This is a genomic window from Streptomyces sp. NPDC040589, assembly GCF_055594445.1.
This window is the reverse complement of record NZ_JBVIWP010000011.1, coordinates 98,167-114,457: the sequence shown is the minus strand read 5'-3', so window position 1 is coordinate 114,457 and position 16,291 is coordinate 98,167. Positions and strand designations below refer to the sequence as shown.

Annotated in this window: 15 protein-coding genes; 4 read left to right on the top strand and 11 right to left on the bottom strand. The window is 72.6% G+C overall.

Annotation, left to right across the window (positions count from 1 at the left end):
* The first annotated feature begins 13 nt into the window (after positions 1-13).
* On the top strand, positions 14-475 hold the full coding sequence (locus ACZ58V_RS35395) for a MaoC family dehydratase (protein ID WP_468197270.1): 462 nt from the start codon (positions 14-16) through the stop codon (positions 473-475).
* Here the strand turns inward: ACZ58V_RS35395 and ACZ58V_RS35390 are convergent.
* The 3 genes from ACZ58V_RS35390 to ACZ58V_RS35380 all read right to left on the bottom strand — a co-directional run bounded on the left by ACZ58V_RS35390 (position 466) and on the right by ACZ58V_RS35380 (position 2,646).
* Positions 466-1,110, bottom strand: coding sequence for a TetR/AcrR family transcriptional regulator (locus ACZ58V_RS35390; protein ID WP_468197268.1), 645 nt, complete (start codon positions 1,108-1,110; stop codon positions 466-468). The genes ACZ58V_RS35395 and ACZ58V_RS35390 overlap by 10 nt on opposite strands.
* A gap of 70 nt (positions 1,111-1,180) precedes the next feature.
* On the bottom strand, positions 1,181-1,435 hold the full coding sequence (locus ACZ58V_RS35385) for a YiaA/YiaB family inner membrane protein (RefSeq protein ID WP_468197266.1): 255 nt from the start codon (positions 1,433-1,435) through the stop codon (positions 1,181-1,183).
* Positions 1,436-1,494: 59 nt separating this feature from the next.
* On the bottom strand, positions 1,495-2,646 hold the full coding sequence (locus ACZ58V_RS35380; protein ID WP_471295260.1) for an acyl-CoA dehydrogenase family protein: 1,152 nt from the start codon (positions 2,644-2,646) through the stop codon (positions 1,495-1,497).
* A 93-nt stretch (positions 2,647-2,739) separates the two neighbouring features.
* Between ACZ58V_RS35380 and ACZ58V_RS35375 the strand changes: the two genes are divergently transcribed.
* The 3 genes from ACZ58V_RS35375 to ACZ58V_RS35365 all read left to right on the top strand — a co-directional run bounded on the left by ACZ58V_RS35375 (position 2,740) and on the right by ACZ58V_RS35365 (position 5,537).
* The gene (locus ACZ58V_RS35375; protein WP_261683994.1) at positions 2,740-3,381 is read left to right on the top strand and encodes a TetR/AcrR family transcriptional regulator; all 642 of its coding nucleotides are present in this window, start codon (positions 2,740-2,742) and stop codon (positions 3,379-3,381) included.
* A gap of 46 nt (positions 3,382-3,427) precedes the next feature.
* Entirely contained in the window at positions 3,428-4,138 is a 711-nt protein-coding gene (locus ACZ58V_RS35370; RefSeq protein ID WP_468197261.1) for an ArsR/SmtB family transcription factor, read from the top strand.
* Between the two features lie 430 nt (positions 4,139-4,568).
* Positions 4,569-5,537: a DMT family transporter gene (locus tag ACZ58V_RS35365; RefSeq protein WP_468197259.1), complete on the top strand. Its 969-nt coding sequence runs from the start codon at positions 4,569-4,571 to the stop codon at positions 5,535-5,537.
* Here ACZ58V_RS35365 and ACZ58V_RS35360 read toward each other — a convergent pair.
* The 8 genes from ACZ58V_RS35360 to ACZ58V_RS35325 form a co-directional block, all read right to left on the bottom strand.
* Positions 5,526-6,899, bottom strand: a complete 1,374-nt coding sequence (locus ACZ58V_RS35360) for an MFS transporter (RefSeq protein ID WP_471295256.1) — start codon at positions 6,897-6,899, stop codon at positions 5,526-5,528. The genes ACZ58V_RS35365 and ACZ58V_RS35360 overlap by 12 nt on opposite strands.
* A gap of 191 nt (positions 6,900-7,090) precedes the next feature.
* Positions 7,091-8,173, bottom strand: coding sequence for a Zn-dependent alcohol dehydrogenase (locus ACZ58V_RS35355; RefSeq protein WP_471295254.1), 1,083 nt, complete (start codon positions 8,171-8,173; stop codon positions 7,091-7,093).
* 22 nt (positions 8,174-8,195) lie between these two features.
* Positions 8,196-9,584: an aldehyde dehydrogenase family protein gene (locus tag ACZ58V_RS35350; RefSeq protein WP_468197252.1), complete on the bottom strand. Its 1,389-nt coding sequence runs from the start codon at positions 9,582-9,584 to the stop codon at positions 8,196-8,198.
* A 110-nt stretch (positions 9,585-9,694) separates the two neighbouring features.
* On the bottom strand, positions 9,695-11,029 hold the full coding sequence (locus ACZ58V_RS35345; protein WP_468197250.1) for an ABC transporter ATP-binding protein: 1,335 nt from the start codon (positions 11,027-11,029) through the stop codon (positions 9,695-9,697).
* A 182-nt stretch (positions 11,030-11,211) separates the two neighbouring features.
* Positions 11,212-12,039, bottom strand: a complete 828-nt coding sequence (locus ACZ58V_RS35340) for a class F sortase (RefSeq protein WP_471295251.1) — start codon at positions 12,037-12,039, stop codon at positions 11,212-11,214.
* A 796-nt stretch (positions 12,040-12,835) separates the two neighbouring features.
* Positions 12,836-13,417: a hypothetical protein gene (locus ACZ58V_RS35335; RefSeq protein WP_382832691.1), complete on the bottom strand. Its 582-nt coding sequence runs from the start codon at positions 13,415-13,417 to the stop codon at positions 12,836-12,838.
* A 93-nt stretch (positions 13,418-13,510) separates the two neighbouring features.
* Complete coding sequence (locus tag ACZ58V_RS35330) at positions 13,511-14,770, bottom strand: MFS transporter (RefSeq protein WP_468197245.1); 1,260 nt, start codon at positions 14,768-14,770, stop codon at positions 13,511-13,513.
* A gap of 70 nt (positions 14,771-14,840) precedes the next feature.
* Positions 14,841-16,277, bottom strand: coding sequence for a CitMHS family transporter (locus tag ACZ58V_RS35325; RefSeq protein WP_468197243.1), 1,437 nt, complete (start codon positions 16,275-16,277; stop codon positions 14,841-14,843).
* Positions 16,278-16,291: the final 14 nt, after the last annotated feature.

Genomic DNA, 16,291 nt, shown 5'->3' with positions numbered 1-16,291 from the left:
GAGAGGCCGGGACATGGCAGAGCCGAGGATCTTCACGTCCGTCGACGACCTGAAGTCGGCGGTGGGCGAGCAGCTGGGGTACACCGACTGGCTCGACATCGACCAGAAGCGGATCGACCTCTTCGCGGAGGCCACCGGTGACCACCAGTGGATCCACGTCGACCCCGAGAAGGCCGCCGCCGGCCCCTTCGGCACGACCATCGCGCACGGCTATCTGACCCTGTCGCTGCTCCCCCTCTTCGGGCCGCAGCTGATCGCCGTCGAGGGCGTGAAGATGGGCGTCAACTACGGGACGAACAAGGTGCGTTTCCCCGCGCCGGTACCGGTCGGTTCCCGGCTGCGCGCGACCGCCACGATCACCGGCGTCGAGGACGTGACCGGCGGTGTCCAGGTCACCGTCGCCTTCACCCTGGAACGCGAGGGCGGCGACAAGCCCGTCTGCGTCGCCGAGTCCGTGGCGCGCTACTACTTCTGAGCCGGCGCCGGCTCCCCGGCTCCGACCATCCGCAGCACGAGGTCGGCGTACAGCGCGCCGACCTCGTCCGGCGTCCACGGCCCGTCGACGTTGAACCAGCGGGCCACGTCGATGCAGAGGGAGAGCACCGCGAGGGTGGTCCCCTTGACGTCGAGCACGTCGAACTCGCCCGACGCCACGCCGTCCACGATGATCCCGTGCACCTCGTCGTCGCACTGCCGACGCAGCGCGAGGATCTCGGCCCGGGCGTCCGGTCCGAGCGAGTCCAGCTCGTACTGGACGACTCGGGCCGTGGTGCGCCCGCCGGCGTGCCATCGGACGAAGGAGCTGACCGCGTCGGCCAGGCGCTCGCGGGCGCCGCCCTCGCGCCGGGACGCCGTCCGCAGGATCTCCAGGGCCTTCGTGTGCCCGATCCTGCTGATGCGGTGCAGCAGCTCTTCCTTGGTCTTGTAGTGGATGTAGAGCGCCGCCGGGCTCATCCCGGCGCGACCCGCGATGTCACGGGTCGTCGTGGCGTGGTACCCGCGCTCGGCGAAGGCCTCCACCGCGGCGATCAGCAGCCGCCGCGCCGCGTCGGGCGTGACCTCGCCCCACGCCTGCGCCTCGCCGCCGGCCGTCTCCTCCGCCGTACCCATCACGTGCCCCTCTCCACTGGCAGGTGCACCACCATACCGCCGAAGGTGAGCGGTCGCTTAGTGCGGCCGCTCAGCGCTTCTCGAAGGGGGTGTACGCGGGCGCGGGCGCCGCCGCCCCGTCCTGCCGGTCCCGGATCACCTTGGCCAGCGTGAAGGCGGAGGTGACCAGGTACAGGACGGCGACGGCGAGGAAGCCCCGGACCCAGGCGTCGGCGCTCAGCTGGTAGATGCCGATGGCGGTGGCCGCCATGGCGACGGCGAAGGAGGCGACGGCCTGGCCGTAGAAGGCGGCCGTGTTCTGCTGCTTGCCCGGTGTGTCACTCATGGGGGCAAGCTTCGGCCGAAGTGGCCCGTGCCACATCCGCCGACGTACTCAGAAGGTACTCAGAATGCCGAAACCCCCGTCAGCGCACGCCCGATGACCAGCTTCTGGATCTGGCTGGTGCCCTCGTAGAGGGTCATCACCCGGGCGTCCCGCAGCAGCTTGCCCGCCGGGTACTCGTCGATGTAGCCGTACCCGCCGAAGACCTGGAGCGCGTTGTTCGCGGCGCGGACGGCCGCCTCCGAGGCGAACAGCTTGGCCTTGGACGACTCGACGGCGAACGGCTGCCCACGGTCGATCAGATCGGCGACCCGCCACGTCAGCAGCCGGGCGGCGTCGACGTCCACGGCGATGTCGCTGATCAGCTCCTGGACCAACTGGTGCTGGGCGATGGGCTTCCCGAACTGCTCGCGCTCGCCCGCGTAGCGCACCGCCGCGTCCAGCGCGGCCTGGGCTATGCCGACACAGCCCGCGGCGACCGACATCCGGCCCTTGGCGAGGGCGGACATGGCGATGGAGAAGCCCTTGCCCTCCTCCCCCAGCAGCGCCGAGGCGGGCACCCGCACGTCCTCCAGCACCAGCTCGGCCGTGGCCTGGCCGCGCAGCCCCAGCTTCCCGTGGATCGTGCGGCGCGTCAGGCCGGGAGTGTCGGTGGGGACGAGGAAGGCGGAGACGCCCTTGTGGCCCGGGGCGTCCGTGGAGCGTGCGAAGAGCAGGACGACGTCGGCCCAGGTGCCGTTGGTGATGAACATCTTGGTGCCGCTGATGACGTAGTCGTCGCCGTCCCGTACGGCCCGGGTCGCGAGGCTGCCCGCGTCCGAGCCCGTGCCCGGCTCGGTCAGTCCGAAGCAGCCGACCGCCTCGCCGGACGTGAGCCCCGGCAGCCAGCGGCGCTTCTGCGCCTCGCTCCCCCAGGCGGCGACGGTCTTGGCGACGAGCCCCAGCGAGACGGAGACGATGCCGCGCACGGACGAGTCGCCCCGGCCCAACTCCTCTGTGACCAGGCAGTACGCGAGGTGGTCGCCGCCGGAGCCGCCGTGCTCCTCGTCGATGGTCAGGCCCAGGAAGCCGAGCTCGCCGAGCTTCTTGACGATCGCGCGGTCGACTTCCTCGGCGCGGTCCCAGGCGATGACGTTCGGGGTGATCTCCCGTTCCACGAAGTCCCGCGCGAGCTGCCGGACCGCGGTCTGTTCCTCGCCGAGTTCCAGGTTCACCACACGTCACCCCAGGGAAAGCCGTACGTCGTTGAAAGCCGCACCTTTAAATTAGCAGTGCTAGTTTCTGGGCGCAGCCCTACTATGTGCGCCATGGCCCGACCGCGCAAGCCCTTGCTCTCCACCGACCGGATCGTCGAGACGGCCCGCGCGCTCGTGGACGCGGAGGGCCTGGCGGCCGTCTCCACCCGTCGGCTGGCCGCCGAACTCGGGGTCAGCGGGCCCTCGCTCTACAACCACTTCCGCACCAAGGACGAGATCCTGGAGGCGGTCGCCGACTCGGTGAGCGGCCAGGTGGACCTGACGATGTTCGAGGACGGCCGCGACTGGCGGACAGCGCTGCACGACTGGGCCGTCTCCTACCGGGCCGCGCTGCGCGACCACCCGAACATCGTCCCGGTGCTGGCCCGCGGCCCGGGCCGCCGCCCGGCGGGGCTGCGCCTCGCGGACGCCGTCTACGGCGCGATGGTCGCCGCGGGCTGGCCGCCGGCGCAGGCCACGTCCATCGGCGCGCTGATGCGGTACTTCGTGATGGGCTCCGCGCTCGGCTCCTTCGCCGGGGGCTTCGTGGACGACGCGAGCGCCTACGACCCCGCCGACTACCCCCATCTCCAGCAGGCCCATCTCCTCGCCGAGCAGCAGGAGAAGATCGACGAGCGGGCCTTCGAGACGGGGCTGACGGCCCTGCTGGACGGGCTGGCGCGGCAGTACGAGCAGGTGCGGCGGACCGCGTAGGCACACTTCGGCGGCGGCCGAACGGTTCGTGTCCCATGCTGGGGCCATGACGACGAGGGATCCGCGGGCCACGGGCCTGGCACGGCTCGCCGGGCTGTTCGCGGACGAGACCCGGGCCGCGTGTCTGCTGGCGCTGCTCGACGGGCGGGCCTGGACCGCGAGTGAGCTGGCGCGGCACGCGGGTGTCGCCGCGTCGACACTGAGCGAGCATCTGAGCAGGCTCGTCGCGGGCGGGCTGCTCACCGAGGAGCGGCAGGGCCGGCACCGGTACGTCCGGCTCGCCGACGCGCGGGTCGCGCAGTTGCTGGAGGACCTGGCCGCGCAGGTCGCGCCGGGCACGGCCGTACGGCCGCGGAGCCTGCGGGAGTCGAGCGCCGGTTCGGCGATGGCCCGGGGGCGCACCTGCTACGACCATCTCGCCGGGCGGCTCGGCATCGCGGTCACCGACGCGTTGACGGCGCGCGGGCTGCTGGAACAGGAGACCGGGTTCGCGCTCACCGATACGGGGCTGGCGTGGTTCGCGTCGGCCGGTATCGGCCTCGAACGGCGGGGCCGTCGGCCGTTGGCCCGGGCCTGTCTCGACTGGACCGAACGCCGGCCGCATCTCGCGGGCGTCGCGGGCGCGGCCCTGTGCCGGCACGCCCTGGACACGGGCTGGTGCGTGCGCATCGGCTCCGAGCGGGCCGTGAAGGTGACGGCGGCCGGTGAACAGGCCCTCTCCGAGTTGCTGGGCGTGGAGGCGGCGGCGCTGGGCTGAGCCCTGACCGGGCCCGCGACGGCTTCGGCCGGGGCGCGGCGGCCGGTCCCGACGACGCACGTGTCCACCGCGACGCCCGAGGCGCAGCACCCTGGTCGGGGCGCGGGAGGCATGGCAAGACACACCACCCACCCCACCACCCCAGACGCAGCATCCTGGTCGGGTCGCAGCGCCTTCGGCGGGGGGCGCGCCTGCCGACGCGCTCCCCGCCCACCGCACACGCGACGAGGCGCAGTGCCTTGGCCGGGCCGCGCCCGCATGGCCACACGCCACCGGCCACCGCACCACCCGAGCCCCGCCCTCGGCCCTCAACCCCCGACCCGCACCACCAGCCTCGGCCCCCGGCCCGAACCGGCTGCCCCCTCCCGCCCCAACCCCTCGTCCGAAATCCGCGAGCGTCCGTGCCGGTCCCGTACCTAGCCTCAGGAGCATGATGAACACCTCCCCCACCCACCCCGCCCGCCGGGAGGGGCTGCTGGCCGCCGTGGCGGCCGCGGTCACCGTCGTGTTGTGGGCGTCCGCCTTTGTCTCGATCCGCAGCGCGGGTGACGCGTACTCGCCGGGTGCGCTGGCGCTCGGGCGGCTGCTGGCCGGAGCGCTGACGCTGGGGGTGATCTGCCTGCTGCGGCGGGAGGGATGGCCGCCGCGCCCGGCCTGGCGCGGGATCGCGATATCGGGGCTGCTGTGGTTCGGCTTCTACATGGTCGCCCTCAACTGGGGCGAGCAGCAGGTCGACGCGGGCACGGCCGCCCTGGTGGTGAACACCGGGCCGATCCTGATCGCGCTGCTCGGTGCCCGGCTGCTCGGGGACCCGATGCCGCCGCGGCTGCTGGCGGGGATGGCGGTGTCGTTCGCCGGTGCGGTGACGGTGGGTCTCTCGATGTCGGGCGAGGGCGGATCCTCGGTGCTCGGGGTGGTGCTGTGCCTGCTGGCGGCGGTCGCGTACGCCGGTGGTGTCGTGGCGCAGAAGCCGGCGCTGAGCTCGGCGAGTCCCTTGCAGGTCACGACGTTCGGTTGCCTGGTCGGCGCGGTGCTGTGTCTGCCGTTCGCCGGGCAGCTCGTCCAGGAGGCCGCCGACGCGCCGGCCTCCGCGACGCTCAACATGGTGTACCTGGGCATCTTCCCGACCGCCCTCGCCTTCACGACGTGGGCGTACGCCCTGTCCCGGACGACCGCGAGCAGGATGGGCGCGACGACGTACGCGGCGCCCGCGCTGGTCGTGCTGATGTCCTGGCTGTTCCTCGGCGAGGTGCCGGGGCTGCTCACCCTGGTCGGCGGTGTGCTGTGCCTGGCGGGTGTCGCGGTGTCCCGGTCGCGGTCGCGGGCGGCGGCTCGGGGCGGGGCTCCGGGAGCGGCTCCGGAGCCCCGGCCCGAGGAGGCCGCGGACTCAGCCCGCTGACTCGGCCTCCTCCGCCGGCTCGGCAGCCGGCTCGGCCGCCGGTTCCGCCGCACGCGCCCGGTCCGCGAGGACCTTGATCGAGACCAGCGCGATCACCGAGAGCACGATGATGTAGCCGGACACGGCCATCGAGGTGCCCGTCGCCTCCAGCAGCAGCACCATGACGAAGGGCGCGAGCCCGCCGCCGGCGACGGCCGCGATCTGGTAGCCGAGGGAGGCGCCGGTGTAGCGCATCTCGGGCGTGAACAGCTCGGCGAACAGGGCGGCCTGAGGGCCGTACATGATGCTCAGGAAACAGCTGGCGACGAACGTGCCGACCGCGAGCCACAGCAGCGAGCCGGTGTCGATCAGCAGGAAGAGCGGTACGGCCCACAGCGCGATGCCGACCGCGCCGAGGGCGTAGATCCGGATGCGGCCGACACGGTCGGAGAGCGCGGCGGCGGCCGGGATCAGCACGAGCTGGGTGAGGCTGACGCAGAGCGAGACGGTGAGCACCGCGCTCTTCTTCATGTCCAGCTCGCGGGTCGTGTAGTCGAGGACGCCGGTGATCAGGATGTAGAAGGTCGCGGTGTTGACGGCGAAGGAACCGCCGGCGAGGAGCACCGTGCCGAGGTGACCGCGCAGGATCGTGCGCAGCGGCGAGCTCTGCTCCGTCTTCTCCTTCTCCGCGAGGGCGCGTTCGGCCTCCCGGAACGCGGGGGTCTCCTCGACGCGGGTGTGGATGTACCAGGCGAGTCCGAGGACCAGCAGACCGACCAGGAACGGCACACGCCAGCCCCAGGCGGCGAACGCCGAGTCGGTGGTGAGGGCGCCGGCCACCAGGAAGACCGTGTTGGCGGTCACCACGCCGATGGGGACGCCGAGCTGGACGACGCTGCCGTAGACGCCGCGCTTGCCCTCCGGGGCGTACTCGGTGGCCAGGAGCATCGCGCCGCCCCACTGGGCGCCGACGGCGACGCCCTGGGCGACGCGGAGCAGGACCAGCAGGATCGGGGCCGCGACGCCGATCGTGTCGTACGTCGGCAGCAGGCCGATGCCGGTGGTGGCCACGCCCATCAGCGTGAGGGCGAGGACCAGCATCGGCTTGCGGCCGCGCTTGTCGCCGAGGTGGCCGGCGACGATGCCGCCGATGGGGCGGGCGAGGAAGCCGACGGCGAAGGTGGCGAACGAGGCCAGGACGCCGGCGGTGGGGCTGCCCGCGGGGAAGTAGAGATCGCCGAGGACGAGCGCGGCGGCGATGCCGAAGACGAAGTAGTCGTACCACTCGACGGCCGAGGCGAGCGCTGCCGCGGTGGCTACCCGGCGGCGGTTGCCGGCGGCCGGGGTGGTGGTGGCGGGCTGAGCGGAAGGTGCCGTGTCCATGCGGTGCACGCTCCGGTGAGTGCGGGGACGGAACGGGGGGTGGCTCGGGTCCCGGGAACGTACTGACCGGACGGTATGGACGTCAACGGGTCGCGCACCAGGACTTTTACCTGTACTTGGCACCGACCGCGCGGGCGGGCATGCCTGAGGCCCCGGCCTCGCGTGGAGGCCGGGGTGGCGGGAGAGCCGGGCTAGAAGACGACCAGGGCCCGGCCGCCCTTGCCCGCCAGCATGTTCTCGAACGCGGCCGGGATGCCCTCCAGGGAGATCCGCTCCGTCACCAGCGCGCTCAGGTCGAGGCGGCCCGCCCGGACGTGTTCGGCGAGCACCGGGAGGTCCTCGGCCGGGTCGGAGTTGCCGTAGACGCAGCCGGAGAGAGTGCGGCCCCAGTGGAAGATCTCCAGGGCGTTGAAGGTGACCTGCTGGTCCTTGCCGCCGATGCCGACGACCGTGGTACGGCCGCCGCGGCGGGTGGAGTCCCAGGCCGTGCGGATGGTGACCGCGCGGCCGGCGCACTCCACGGCCACGTCCACGCCCTGTTTTCCGGTGAGGGCGCGGATCTCGCGTGCGGTGTTCTCGGAGGCGATGACGTAGTCGGTGGCGCCGGCCGCCCGGGCCAGTTCCTCCTTCTCGGCGGACACGTCGACCGCGACGATCTTCGAGGCGCCCGCGATCCGGGCAGCCTGGAGGGCGGAGAGGCCCACTCCCCCGACGCCGAACACCGCGACCGTCTCGCCCGGCCGCACCTGGGCCGAGTGGTGGACGGCGCCGTAGCCGGTGAGGACGGCGCAGCCGAGGAGGGCGGCGTCGGTGAGCGGGACGCCCTCGGGCACGGGCAGGACGCAGGCGGCGGACACGAGCGTCTCCTCGGCGAACGCGGCGACGTTCAGGCCGGGGTGGAGGTCGGTGCCCTCGGTGGTGCGGGCGTAGACGTCGCCGGCGCCCTTCAGGGCGTTGGCGCACAGCCAGACCTCGCCGAGCGAGCAGGCGTGGCAGGCGCCGCAGGACGGAGCCCAGTTGAGGACGACCCCGTCGCCGGGCGCGACGTGGGTGACGCCCTCGCCGACGGCGACGACCGTGCCGGCGCCCTCGTGGCCGAGGACGGCGGGGACGGGGACGCGCATGGTCCCGTCGGACAGGGACAGGTCGGAGTGGCAGACCCCGGCGGCGGCGAGCCGGACGCGGACCTGTCCGGGTCCGGGGTCCGGCAGGTCGATGCCGGTGATCTCCAGCGGGGATCCGACGGCGGGCAGAACGGCGGCGCGGACAGCCATGACGGAAGGGACTCCCCTGGTTCTAGAACTGGAGGGACTTGGTCTGGAGGTACTCGGCCAGGCCGTGCGCGCCGAGCTCGCGGCCCACGCCCGACTGCTTGTAACCGCCGAAGGGCGCGAGGGGGTTGAACCGGCCGCCGTTGATGTCGACCTGACCGGTCTCCATCCGGCGCGCGAAGGCCACCGCCTCGGCCTCGTCACCGGCCCAGACGGCGCCGGCCAGGCCGTAGACCGTGCCGTTGGCGATGCGCAGGGCGTCCTCTTCGTCGTCGTAGGGGAGGATCGACAGGACCGGGCCGAAGATCTCCTCCTGGGCGATGGTCATGTCCTCGGTGACGTCGGCGAAGACGGTGGGGCTGACGAAGTAGCCCGTCTCGCGCGGGGATTCGGGGCCGCCGGCGACCAGGCGGGCGCCTTCCGCGACGCCCTTCTCGATGTAGCCGCGCACCCGGGCCTGCTGCTTGGCGTTGACGACCGGGCCGATGCGGTCGCCGTACTTGGCGGCGGCCGTCGCGGCGAGTTCCACCGCCTCGTCGTACCGGTCGCGGTGGACGAGCATGCGTGTCCAGGCGCTGCACGTCTGCCCGGAGTTGGACATGACGTTGGCGACGCCGACGTTGACCGCCTTGGCCAGGTCGGCGGTGGGGAGGATGACGTTGGCGGACTTTCCGCCGAGTTCGAGGGCGACCTTCTTGATCTGCCCGGCGGCGATCGCGGCGATGTGCCGGCCGACGGCGGTGGAGCCGGTGAAGGAGACCAGGTCGACGCCGGGGTGTTCGGCGAGGGCCTGGCCGGCGACCGGGCCGAGGCCGGTGACCAGGTTGAAGACGCCCGCCGGGAGGCCGGCCTCGTGCACCGCTTCGGCGAAGAGGCGGGCGACCAGCGGGGTGTCCTCGGCGGGCTTCACGACGACCGTGCAGCCCGCCGCGAGGGCCGGGGCGACCTTGGCGACGATCTGGTGCAGGGGGTAGTTCCAGGGCGTGATCGCGGCCACGACACCGACGGGCTCGTGGTGCACGACCGAGTTGCCGGTCTTCTCCTCGAAGGAGTACGTGGCCGCCAGTTCGGCGTAGGAGCCCGCGACCGCGATCGGCACGCCCGCGTGGACGGCCTGGGAGAACTTCAGGGGCGAGCCGAGTTCGGCCGTGACGGTCTCGGCGATCTCGTCGGCGCGGGCCACGAGCACGTCCCGGAGGGCGGCCAGGCGGGCCGCACGCTCGGCGGGCGGGGTCGCGGCCCAGTCCGCGAGGGCGGCGCGGGCGGCCCGTACGGCGGTGTCGACGTCCTCGGCGGTGCCCGCGGGGACCGTGCCGATGACCTGCTCGTCGACCGGGTTCACGACCTCGATCACGTCCTGGCCGGCGGCCGGGCGCCAGGCGCCCCCGATGTACATGCCGTCGTGTGCCTTCATCGCGCTTCCTCCGGGGCGGGGCGTCGTCGTCCGGCACATAAACTAGCGACGATAGTTTTCTGACGCCAGACGTCCCGGCGGCGGGTACCCGGTCATGGGTGTGCGGCTGCTCACCTTTCCAGGTCGGGCAGGCGCGCCGGGTGCGGGCAGATGCGGTCGCCGTTCTGGTCGAAGACGAAGAGGTGGGCGAGGTCGACGAGGAGCGGCACCTGCATGCCGTGGCGGAGGGCCAGGTCCGGGGTGGTGCGGACGATGAGGTCCCCGGGCAGGCGGGGTTCGGCGGGGGCGGGGGCGGCGGCCTCGGGGTGGTCCAGGGCGACCACGGGTCCGGCCCGCCCGGCTCCGGACCGCTCCCGCAGCCGGGTGAGCACCGAGCCCTCGCGGCGGCGCCGCCGGGCGGGGCGGCCGGGGCGGGGACGCGGGGCCTCCAGGTCGGGGACGACGGCGGGGCTGGAGCCGGTGTTGAAGTGGACGAGGATCTCGTGCCCCTGGAACTCCACGTGCTCGACCAGGCCGGTGATCGGCACCTCGCCGGGCCGGGCCGAGGAGTGCTTGGCGATCCGGACGGCTTCCGAGCGCAGGCCCACGATGACCTCGCGGCCCTGCTGGACCCGCAGCAACTGGTGGTCCAGGGAGAGCGGTTCGGGCAGGCGCAGGAACTGCTTGCCCAGGCTGATGGTCATCGCGCCGTCCAGCGGGGCGCGCACCAGGCCGCGCAGGAGGTTGATGCGCGGGGTGCCGATGAACGCGGCGACGAAGACGTTGCTGGGCAGCGCGTACACCACACGCGGGCTGTCGGCCTGCTGGAGCACGCCGCCGCGCAGCACGGCGACCCGGTCGCCGAGCGACATGGCCTCGGCCTGGTCGTGGGTGACGTAGACCGTGGTGACGCCCAGCTCCCCGGTGAGCTGGGATATCTCGGCGCGCAGGTGGGTGCGGAGCTTGGCGTCGAGGTTGGACAGCGGCTCGTCCATCAGGAACGCGGAGGGGTGACGGGCGATGGCCCGGCCCATCGCGACCCGCTGGCGTTCGCCGCCGGAGAGCTGGGCGGGCAGGCGGTCGAGGAGGTCCTCGATGCCCAGCATGCGGGCGGTGGCGTCCACACGGGGGCGGGGGTCCGTGCCCGGGTCCTCGATGCGCAGCGGGAAGCCGATGTTGGCCCGGCCGGTCATGTTCGGGTAGAGGGCGAAGTTCTGGAAGACCATCGCCATGTCCCGGCCGGACGGCGGCAGGTCGTTGGCGTACTCGCCGTCGAGCAGCAGCTCGCCTTCGTCGATCTCCTCCAGCCCGGCGATCATCCTGAGCACGGTGGACTTGCCGCAGCCGGACGGGCCGAGCAGCACGAGGAACTCGCCCGGGGCGATGTCCAGAGACAGCCGGTCCACCACGCGGGAGCCGCGCGTGTAGGCCTTGCTCACGTCGTGCAGGGAGATGGCGCGTGTCATGCGTGCCCCCGAGGGGTCTACAGGGCGCTGGTGCTCCGCGGGTCGGAAGCCCCGTGCGGGTCGTACGGGGCTGTGGGTCACGGAAGTTAACGGAATGTGTGCGGCCGGGGGAAGACACCGGGCGGGATCGGGGGCTCCGGTCCATCTGGTGAGAAGGCGGACGGCCCGATTCGGCCAGGGCGTCAGCGGACGGCGGTGAGATGGGCGAAGACCACGACGTTCCCGGAGTAGCCCTTCCTGCGGTCGTACGCACCGCCGCAGGTGATCAGGCGCAACTCGGGGCGGCCCCGGGAGCCGTACACCTCCTGGCTCGGGAATCGCGCCTTCTCGTACGACTTGATCGCGTCGACCGTGTAGACGGCGATCCGCCCGTCGGCGCGGCGGGCCTTGACGACCCGGCCGCGCTCCAGCTCCGTCAGCCCCGCGAAGACGGCGGGACCGCGGTCCGTGTCGAGGTGCCCGACGGCGACGGCGGTGCCCTGCTCGCCGGGCGTGGCGCCGTGCTGGTACCAGCCGACCAGTTTCGGTTTGTCCTCCGGGGGCGCGGTGAGACGGCGTTCGCGGTCGAGGCCCAGGGGCATGATCGGGGCGTCGATGCGGAGGTAGGGGATGAGGAGGCGGGTGGCTCGGGAGGGGGGTAGGGGGCTGGGGGTCGCGGGTTGGGTGCGGGTCGGTTCGGGGGTGCCGGTCGCGGGGCGGTGGGGCGGTGCGGTTCGGCTGTCGGTAGGGGATGCGGATGCCTGAGGCGTGCCGGGGGCTCGGGAGGGGCCGGGCCGGGCGGACGGGGAGGCGGAGGAGTTGCCCGGGAGGGTGGAGGGCGCGGCGGAGCGCTTGGGCCGGGCAGTGGTGGTGCCTGCGTCGTCCGAGGGAGTAACCGGGGCGGTGCCGAAGTCGCTCGGCAGGGCGGCCGCGGCGGCTCCGGCGGAGCCGGTCGGGAGAGCCGTGACCGTTCGGCCGGGCACGTCGCCCGGGTCCCAGCAGACACCGAGCAACAGCAAGGAGAAGGCCACCGCGACCGTCCGCGTCAGCCGATAGGCACGCGTCCGGTACCAGGGCCTACGAGACCGCCGAGGCCATCCCGCAGGGCCGCCCCCGGCCCCACCCCGGCCTCCGGCCCCACCGGCCCCACGCCGAACCCTCGGCCCGGCACCGGACCCCGCCCCGCCCCTTCGCCGACCCACCGGAATGAGGGCAGCACCAGCCCCGGTCCCACGCCGGGCGGAGGTGGCGACGGATCCGGAACCAGTCCCGCGCCGAGCCCCAGGAGCGGCAACGGTTCCAGGCCCTGTCCCACGCCGAGACACCGAGGAAGCCGGAGACCCCGACCCAGCCCCACGCCGGGCGGAGGTGGCGACGGAACCAGGCCCTGCCCCACGCCGAGACACCGAAGAGGCCACAGACCCCGACCCACTCCGAGACACCGAAGAGGCCACAGACCCCGACCCAGCCCCACGCCGCCCCACCGGACCATCACCGGAACCGGACCGTCGAACCCCCGGCTCAGCCGGCCCCGTTCCAGCCCCACGCCGTCGCCCCGCCGAGCCCGCGCCATCGCTCGCCCCGGCCCCACGCCACCCCACCGGAGCACCGTCAGAACGGGAACCAGCCCCACGCCGAACCCCCGGCTCAGCCACAGACCCCGACCCAGCCCCGCGCGGAAGCCCTGGCTCAGCCACAGACCCCGACCCAGCCCCACGCCGAACCCCGGGGGCAGCCCCAGGCCCACCCCGCCCCACCGAACCCGCACCACCGCCCGTCCCGGACTCGCGCCGCCCCACAGGAGCGGCGCGATACGCGGAAGGTGTCCTACGCCGCGCCATCAGTGCGGCGGCGGAGGCGGAACCAGACCGCTCCGGCGACGGCGGCCAGGCCGACGGCGGCGGCGCCGGCGACCGGGGTGAAGGCCTCGGCACGGGCGATGCCACCCCCACCCGCCGGCGCACCGCCGTTCGGGGTGATGGTGGCCTTGGAGTCCGGGCAGGAGACCTGGAACACCTTGAACTTGCCCGCGCCGTGGGCCCGGTCGGTGAGCCACGTCAGCTTGTACTGCCCGTTGGGCAGGTCGATGAGCGGACTGCGGCCCGCGCCGGCCGCGTCGAGGGTGACCGAGCCGCTCTTGGCCGGTACCTCGGGCAGCGCCTGGATGGTCCAGTTGACCGTCTCGCCCGCCTCGAAGTCGAACGCGGCGAGGTAGAAGTCGCAGACCTTCGGATCGTTGCGCCGATCACCGGCGGCCGTCTCGGTGGCGTGGATCTTGACGTCCCCGTTGTCCCCCGGAGCGGCGACAGCGGGCACCCCGCTCAGGGTGGTCCCGGCGAGGGTGAGAGCGGCGAGGACGGCGGTGCGGGTGCCGGCACGGCGTGCGAGGGGTACGACGGGCATGAACATGCCTCCAAGTCAGATGATTTTCATACAAACACCTCGTCACCTGACTATCTGCCACATGTCACCCGGAAACGCCGGAGCAGCGCCCACGACGCGTCAGATGTCGCTCTTCCGGCCCAACGGCATTCCGTTCCGAGGGGGTTCGGGATCCTCCCCGCCTGCCTCATCCGGCTCCTCCGCTTCCTCCGGCTCCCGCGGCGACCGCACCGCGACCCCCGACGACACCAGCAACAGCACCCCCAGCATCACGAACGGCGCCGCCACCCCCGCGACCCCGGCGATCAGCCCGGCCGCGGCGGGCGCGGCGACCTGGCCGAGCCGGTTGCCGGTCAGACGCAGGGCCAGAGCCGTGGAACGGGCCTCGTCGGGTGCGGCCTGGACGACCGTCGTCATGGACAGCGGCTGCCCGACACCCAGGCAGAAGCCCAGCAGCACGAGCAGCAGACCGAGCGCCCACACCGGCACCGGCAGGGCGATGCCCGCGCACAGCAGGGCCGCCAATAGACACGTCACGGTGAGCAGCATGGTCCGGCCGAGCAGCCGCAGCAGGGGCGTCAGCACCAGGCGGCAGGCGATGGTGGCCGCCGCGCGCAGGCTGAGCAGGACGCCGATCACGGACGGCGCGATGCCCCGGTGCTCGCCGACCACCGGGAGGTACGCGGTGAGGATGTCGGTCGCGGACAGCACGGCGAGGCTGATGAGGATGCCGGCGGGCACGCCCCGGGTGCGCAAGATGCTCCCGACCGGGACCCGGCCGCCCTTGTCCGCGCGGGACGTGGCCGCCGTACGGCGGTGCTCGATGCGCCACAGCGAGGTGAACGCGACCGCCGCGACCCCGCCCGCCACGACCAGGGCGAGCGCGCTGGTGCCCGCCATGTCCTCGCCGCCGATCAGCGCGCCCGCCGCGACGGGGCCGACCAGCTGGCCGAGCGCGGCGCCGATGGTGAAGTGGCCGAAGTTGCGGTCCTGCTCGTGCGGCGCGGACTGGCGGGCGACCAGGGACTGGGAGCCGATGACGAAGCAGAGGTGGCCGAGGCCCATCACCCCGCTCCACAGGGCCATCGTTCCCAGGGAGTCGGCGACGCCGCTGAGGGCGCAGCCGCCGGAGATGAGGACCACGCCGAAGGGCAGCAGGGGCGCGCAGCGGCCGTGGTCGGTACGGCGGCCCAGGGGGACGGCGGCGAACAGCGGAAGCAGCGCGTACACACCGGCGATCACACCGACCGCGCGTTCGTCCGCGCCCAGCGCGAGGGCCCGGTAGGAGACGGCGGGCCGGGCCATCGACACCGCCGCCTGCGCGAAGCTGAAGGCGATGACGAGGCGGAGCAGCCAGCCGCGGTTCCCACCGGGCCTCACGATGTCCTCCAACGGGGATCGAACAACATCAATCGAGCAGCATCAATCCAGCAACATCAATCGAGCATCGTCAGATGATGCCGAACAGGATGCCCGCCCCGAGGATGACCAGGCAGGTGAGGGCGGCCCACTTCACGACGAACTTGGTGTGGTCGCCGAACTCCACCTTGGCCATGCCGACCAGGACGTAGACGGCCGGGACGAGCGGGCTCGACATGTGCAGCGGCTGGCCGACCAGCGAGGCGCGGGCCATTTCCACCGGGGAGACGCCGTGCGCGGCACCGGCCTCGGCGAGGACGGGAAGGACACCGAAGTAGAAGCCGTCGTTCGACATGAAGTAGGTCAGCGGCAGGCTCAGCACACCGGTGACGATGGCCATGTGCGGGCCCATGCCCGCGGGGATGACGTCCACCATCCACTTGGCCATGTTGTCGACCATGCCGGTGCCCTGGAGGACGCCGGTGAAGACGGCGGCGGCGAAGACCATGCCGGAGACGTTCAGGACGTTGTCGGCGTGGGCGGCCAGGCGGGCCTTCTGGTCGGGGATGTGCGGGAAGTTCACGGTGAGGACCAGCGCGGCACCGAGCAGGAACAGCACCGGGATCGGCAGCCACTCCATGATCATGGCGGTGAGCAGGACAACCGTGAGCAGCGCGTTGAACCAGTAGAGCTTGGGGCGCAGGGTGGCCCGGTTGGGGTCGAGACCCTGGAAGCCGTCGTCCTCGGTGTCGTCCTCGGCGTCGGCGCCACTGCCGGAGCCCGCGCCCGCGTCGGTGCCGGCACCCGTGCCGCCGCCCTTGCGCATGTCGACCTTGCCGTCGCCCGAGCCGCCGGCTCCGACGAGGACCGTCTCGGTCTCCTTCTCCTCCTCCAGCACCTCGTCCAGCGTCAGCACGCCCAGCCGCCGGCGCTCACGCACACCGAGCACGTAGGAGAGGCCGAAGACGAAGAGCAGACCCACCAGGAGCGCCGGGATCATCGGGACGAAGATCTCGCTGGCGTCGAGCTTGAGCGCGGTCGCGGCGCGGGCGGTCGGGCCGCCCCAGGGGAGGGTGTTCATCACGCCATTGGCCATCGCGGCGACACCGGTCATCACGACGAGGCTCATCTTCAGGCGCTTGTACAGCGGGTACATCGCCGAGACGGTGATCATGAAGGTGGTGGAGCCGTCGCCGTCCAGCGAGACGATCGCCGCGAGCAGGGCGGTGCCCACGACGATCCGCATCGGGTCCGCTTTACAGAATTTGAGGATTCCGCGGACGATCGGGTCGAAGAGACCGACGTCGATCATCACACCGAAGTAGACGATCGCGAACATGAGCATCGCCGCGGTGGGGGCGAGGTCGGTCACGCCGTCGAGGACGTAGTCGCCGAGCTTGGCTCCCTTGCCGACGAACACGCAGAAGAGAGCGGGAATCAGCACGAGCGCCGCGATCGGCGACATCTTCTTCATCATGATCAGGACCAGGAAGGTCGCGATCATGGCGAAGCCGAGGATTGTCAGCATGAGTGGGTACCTAA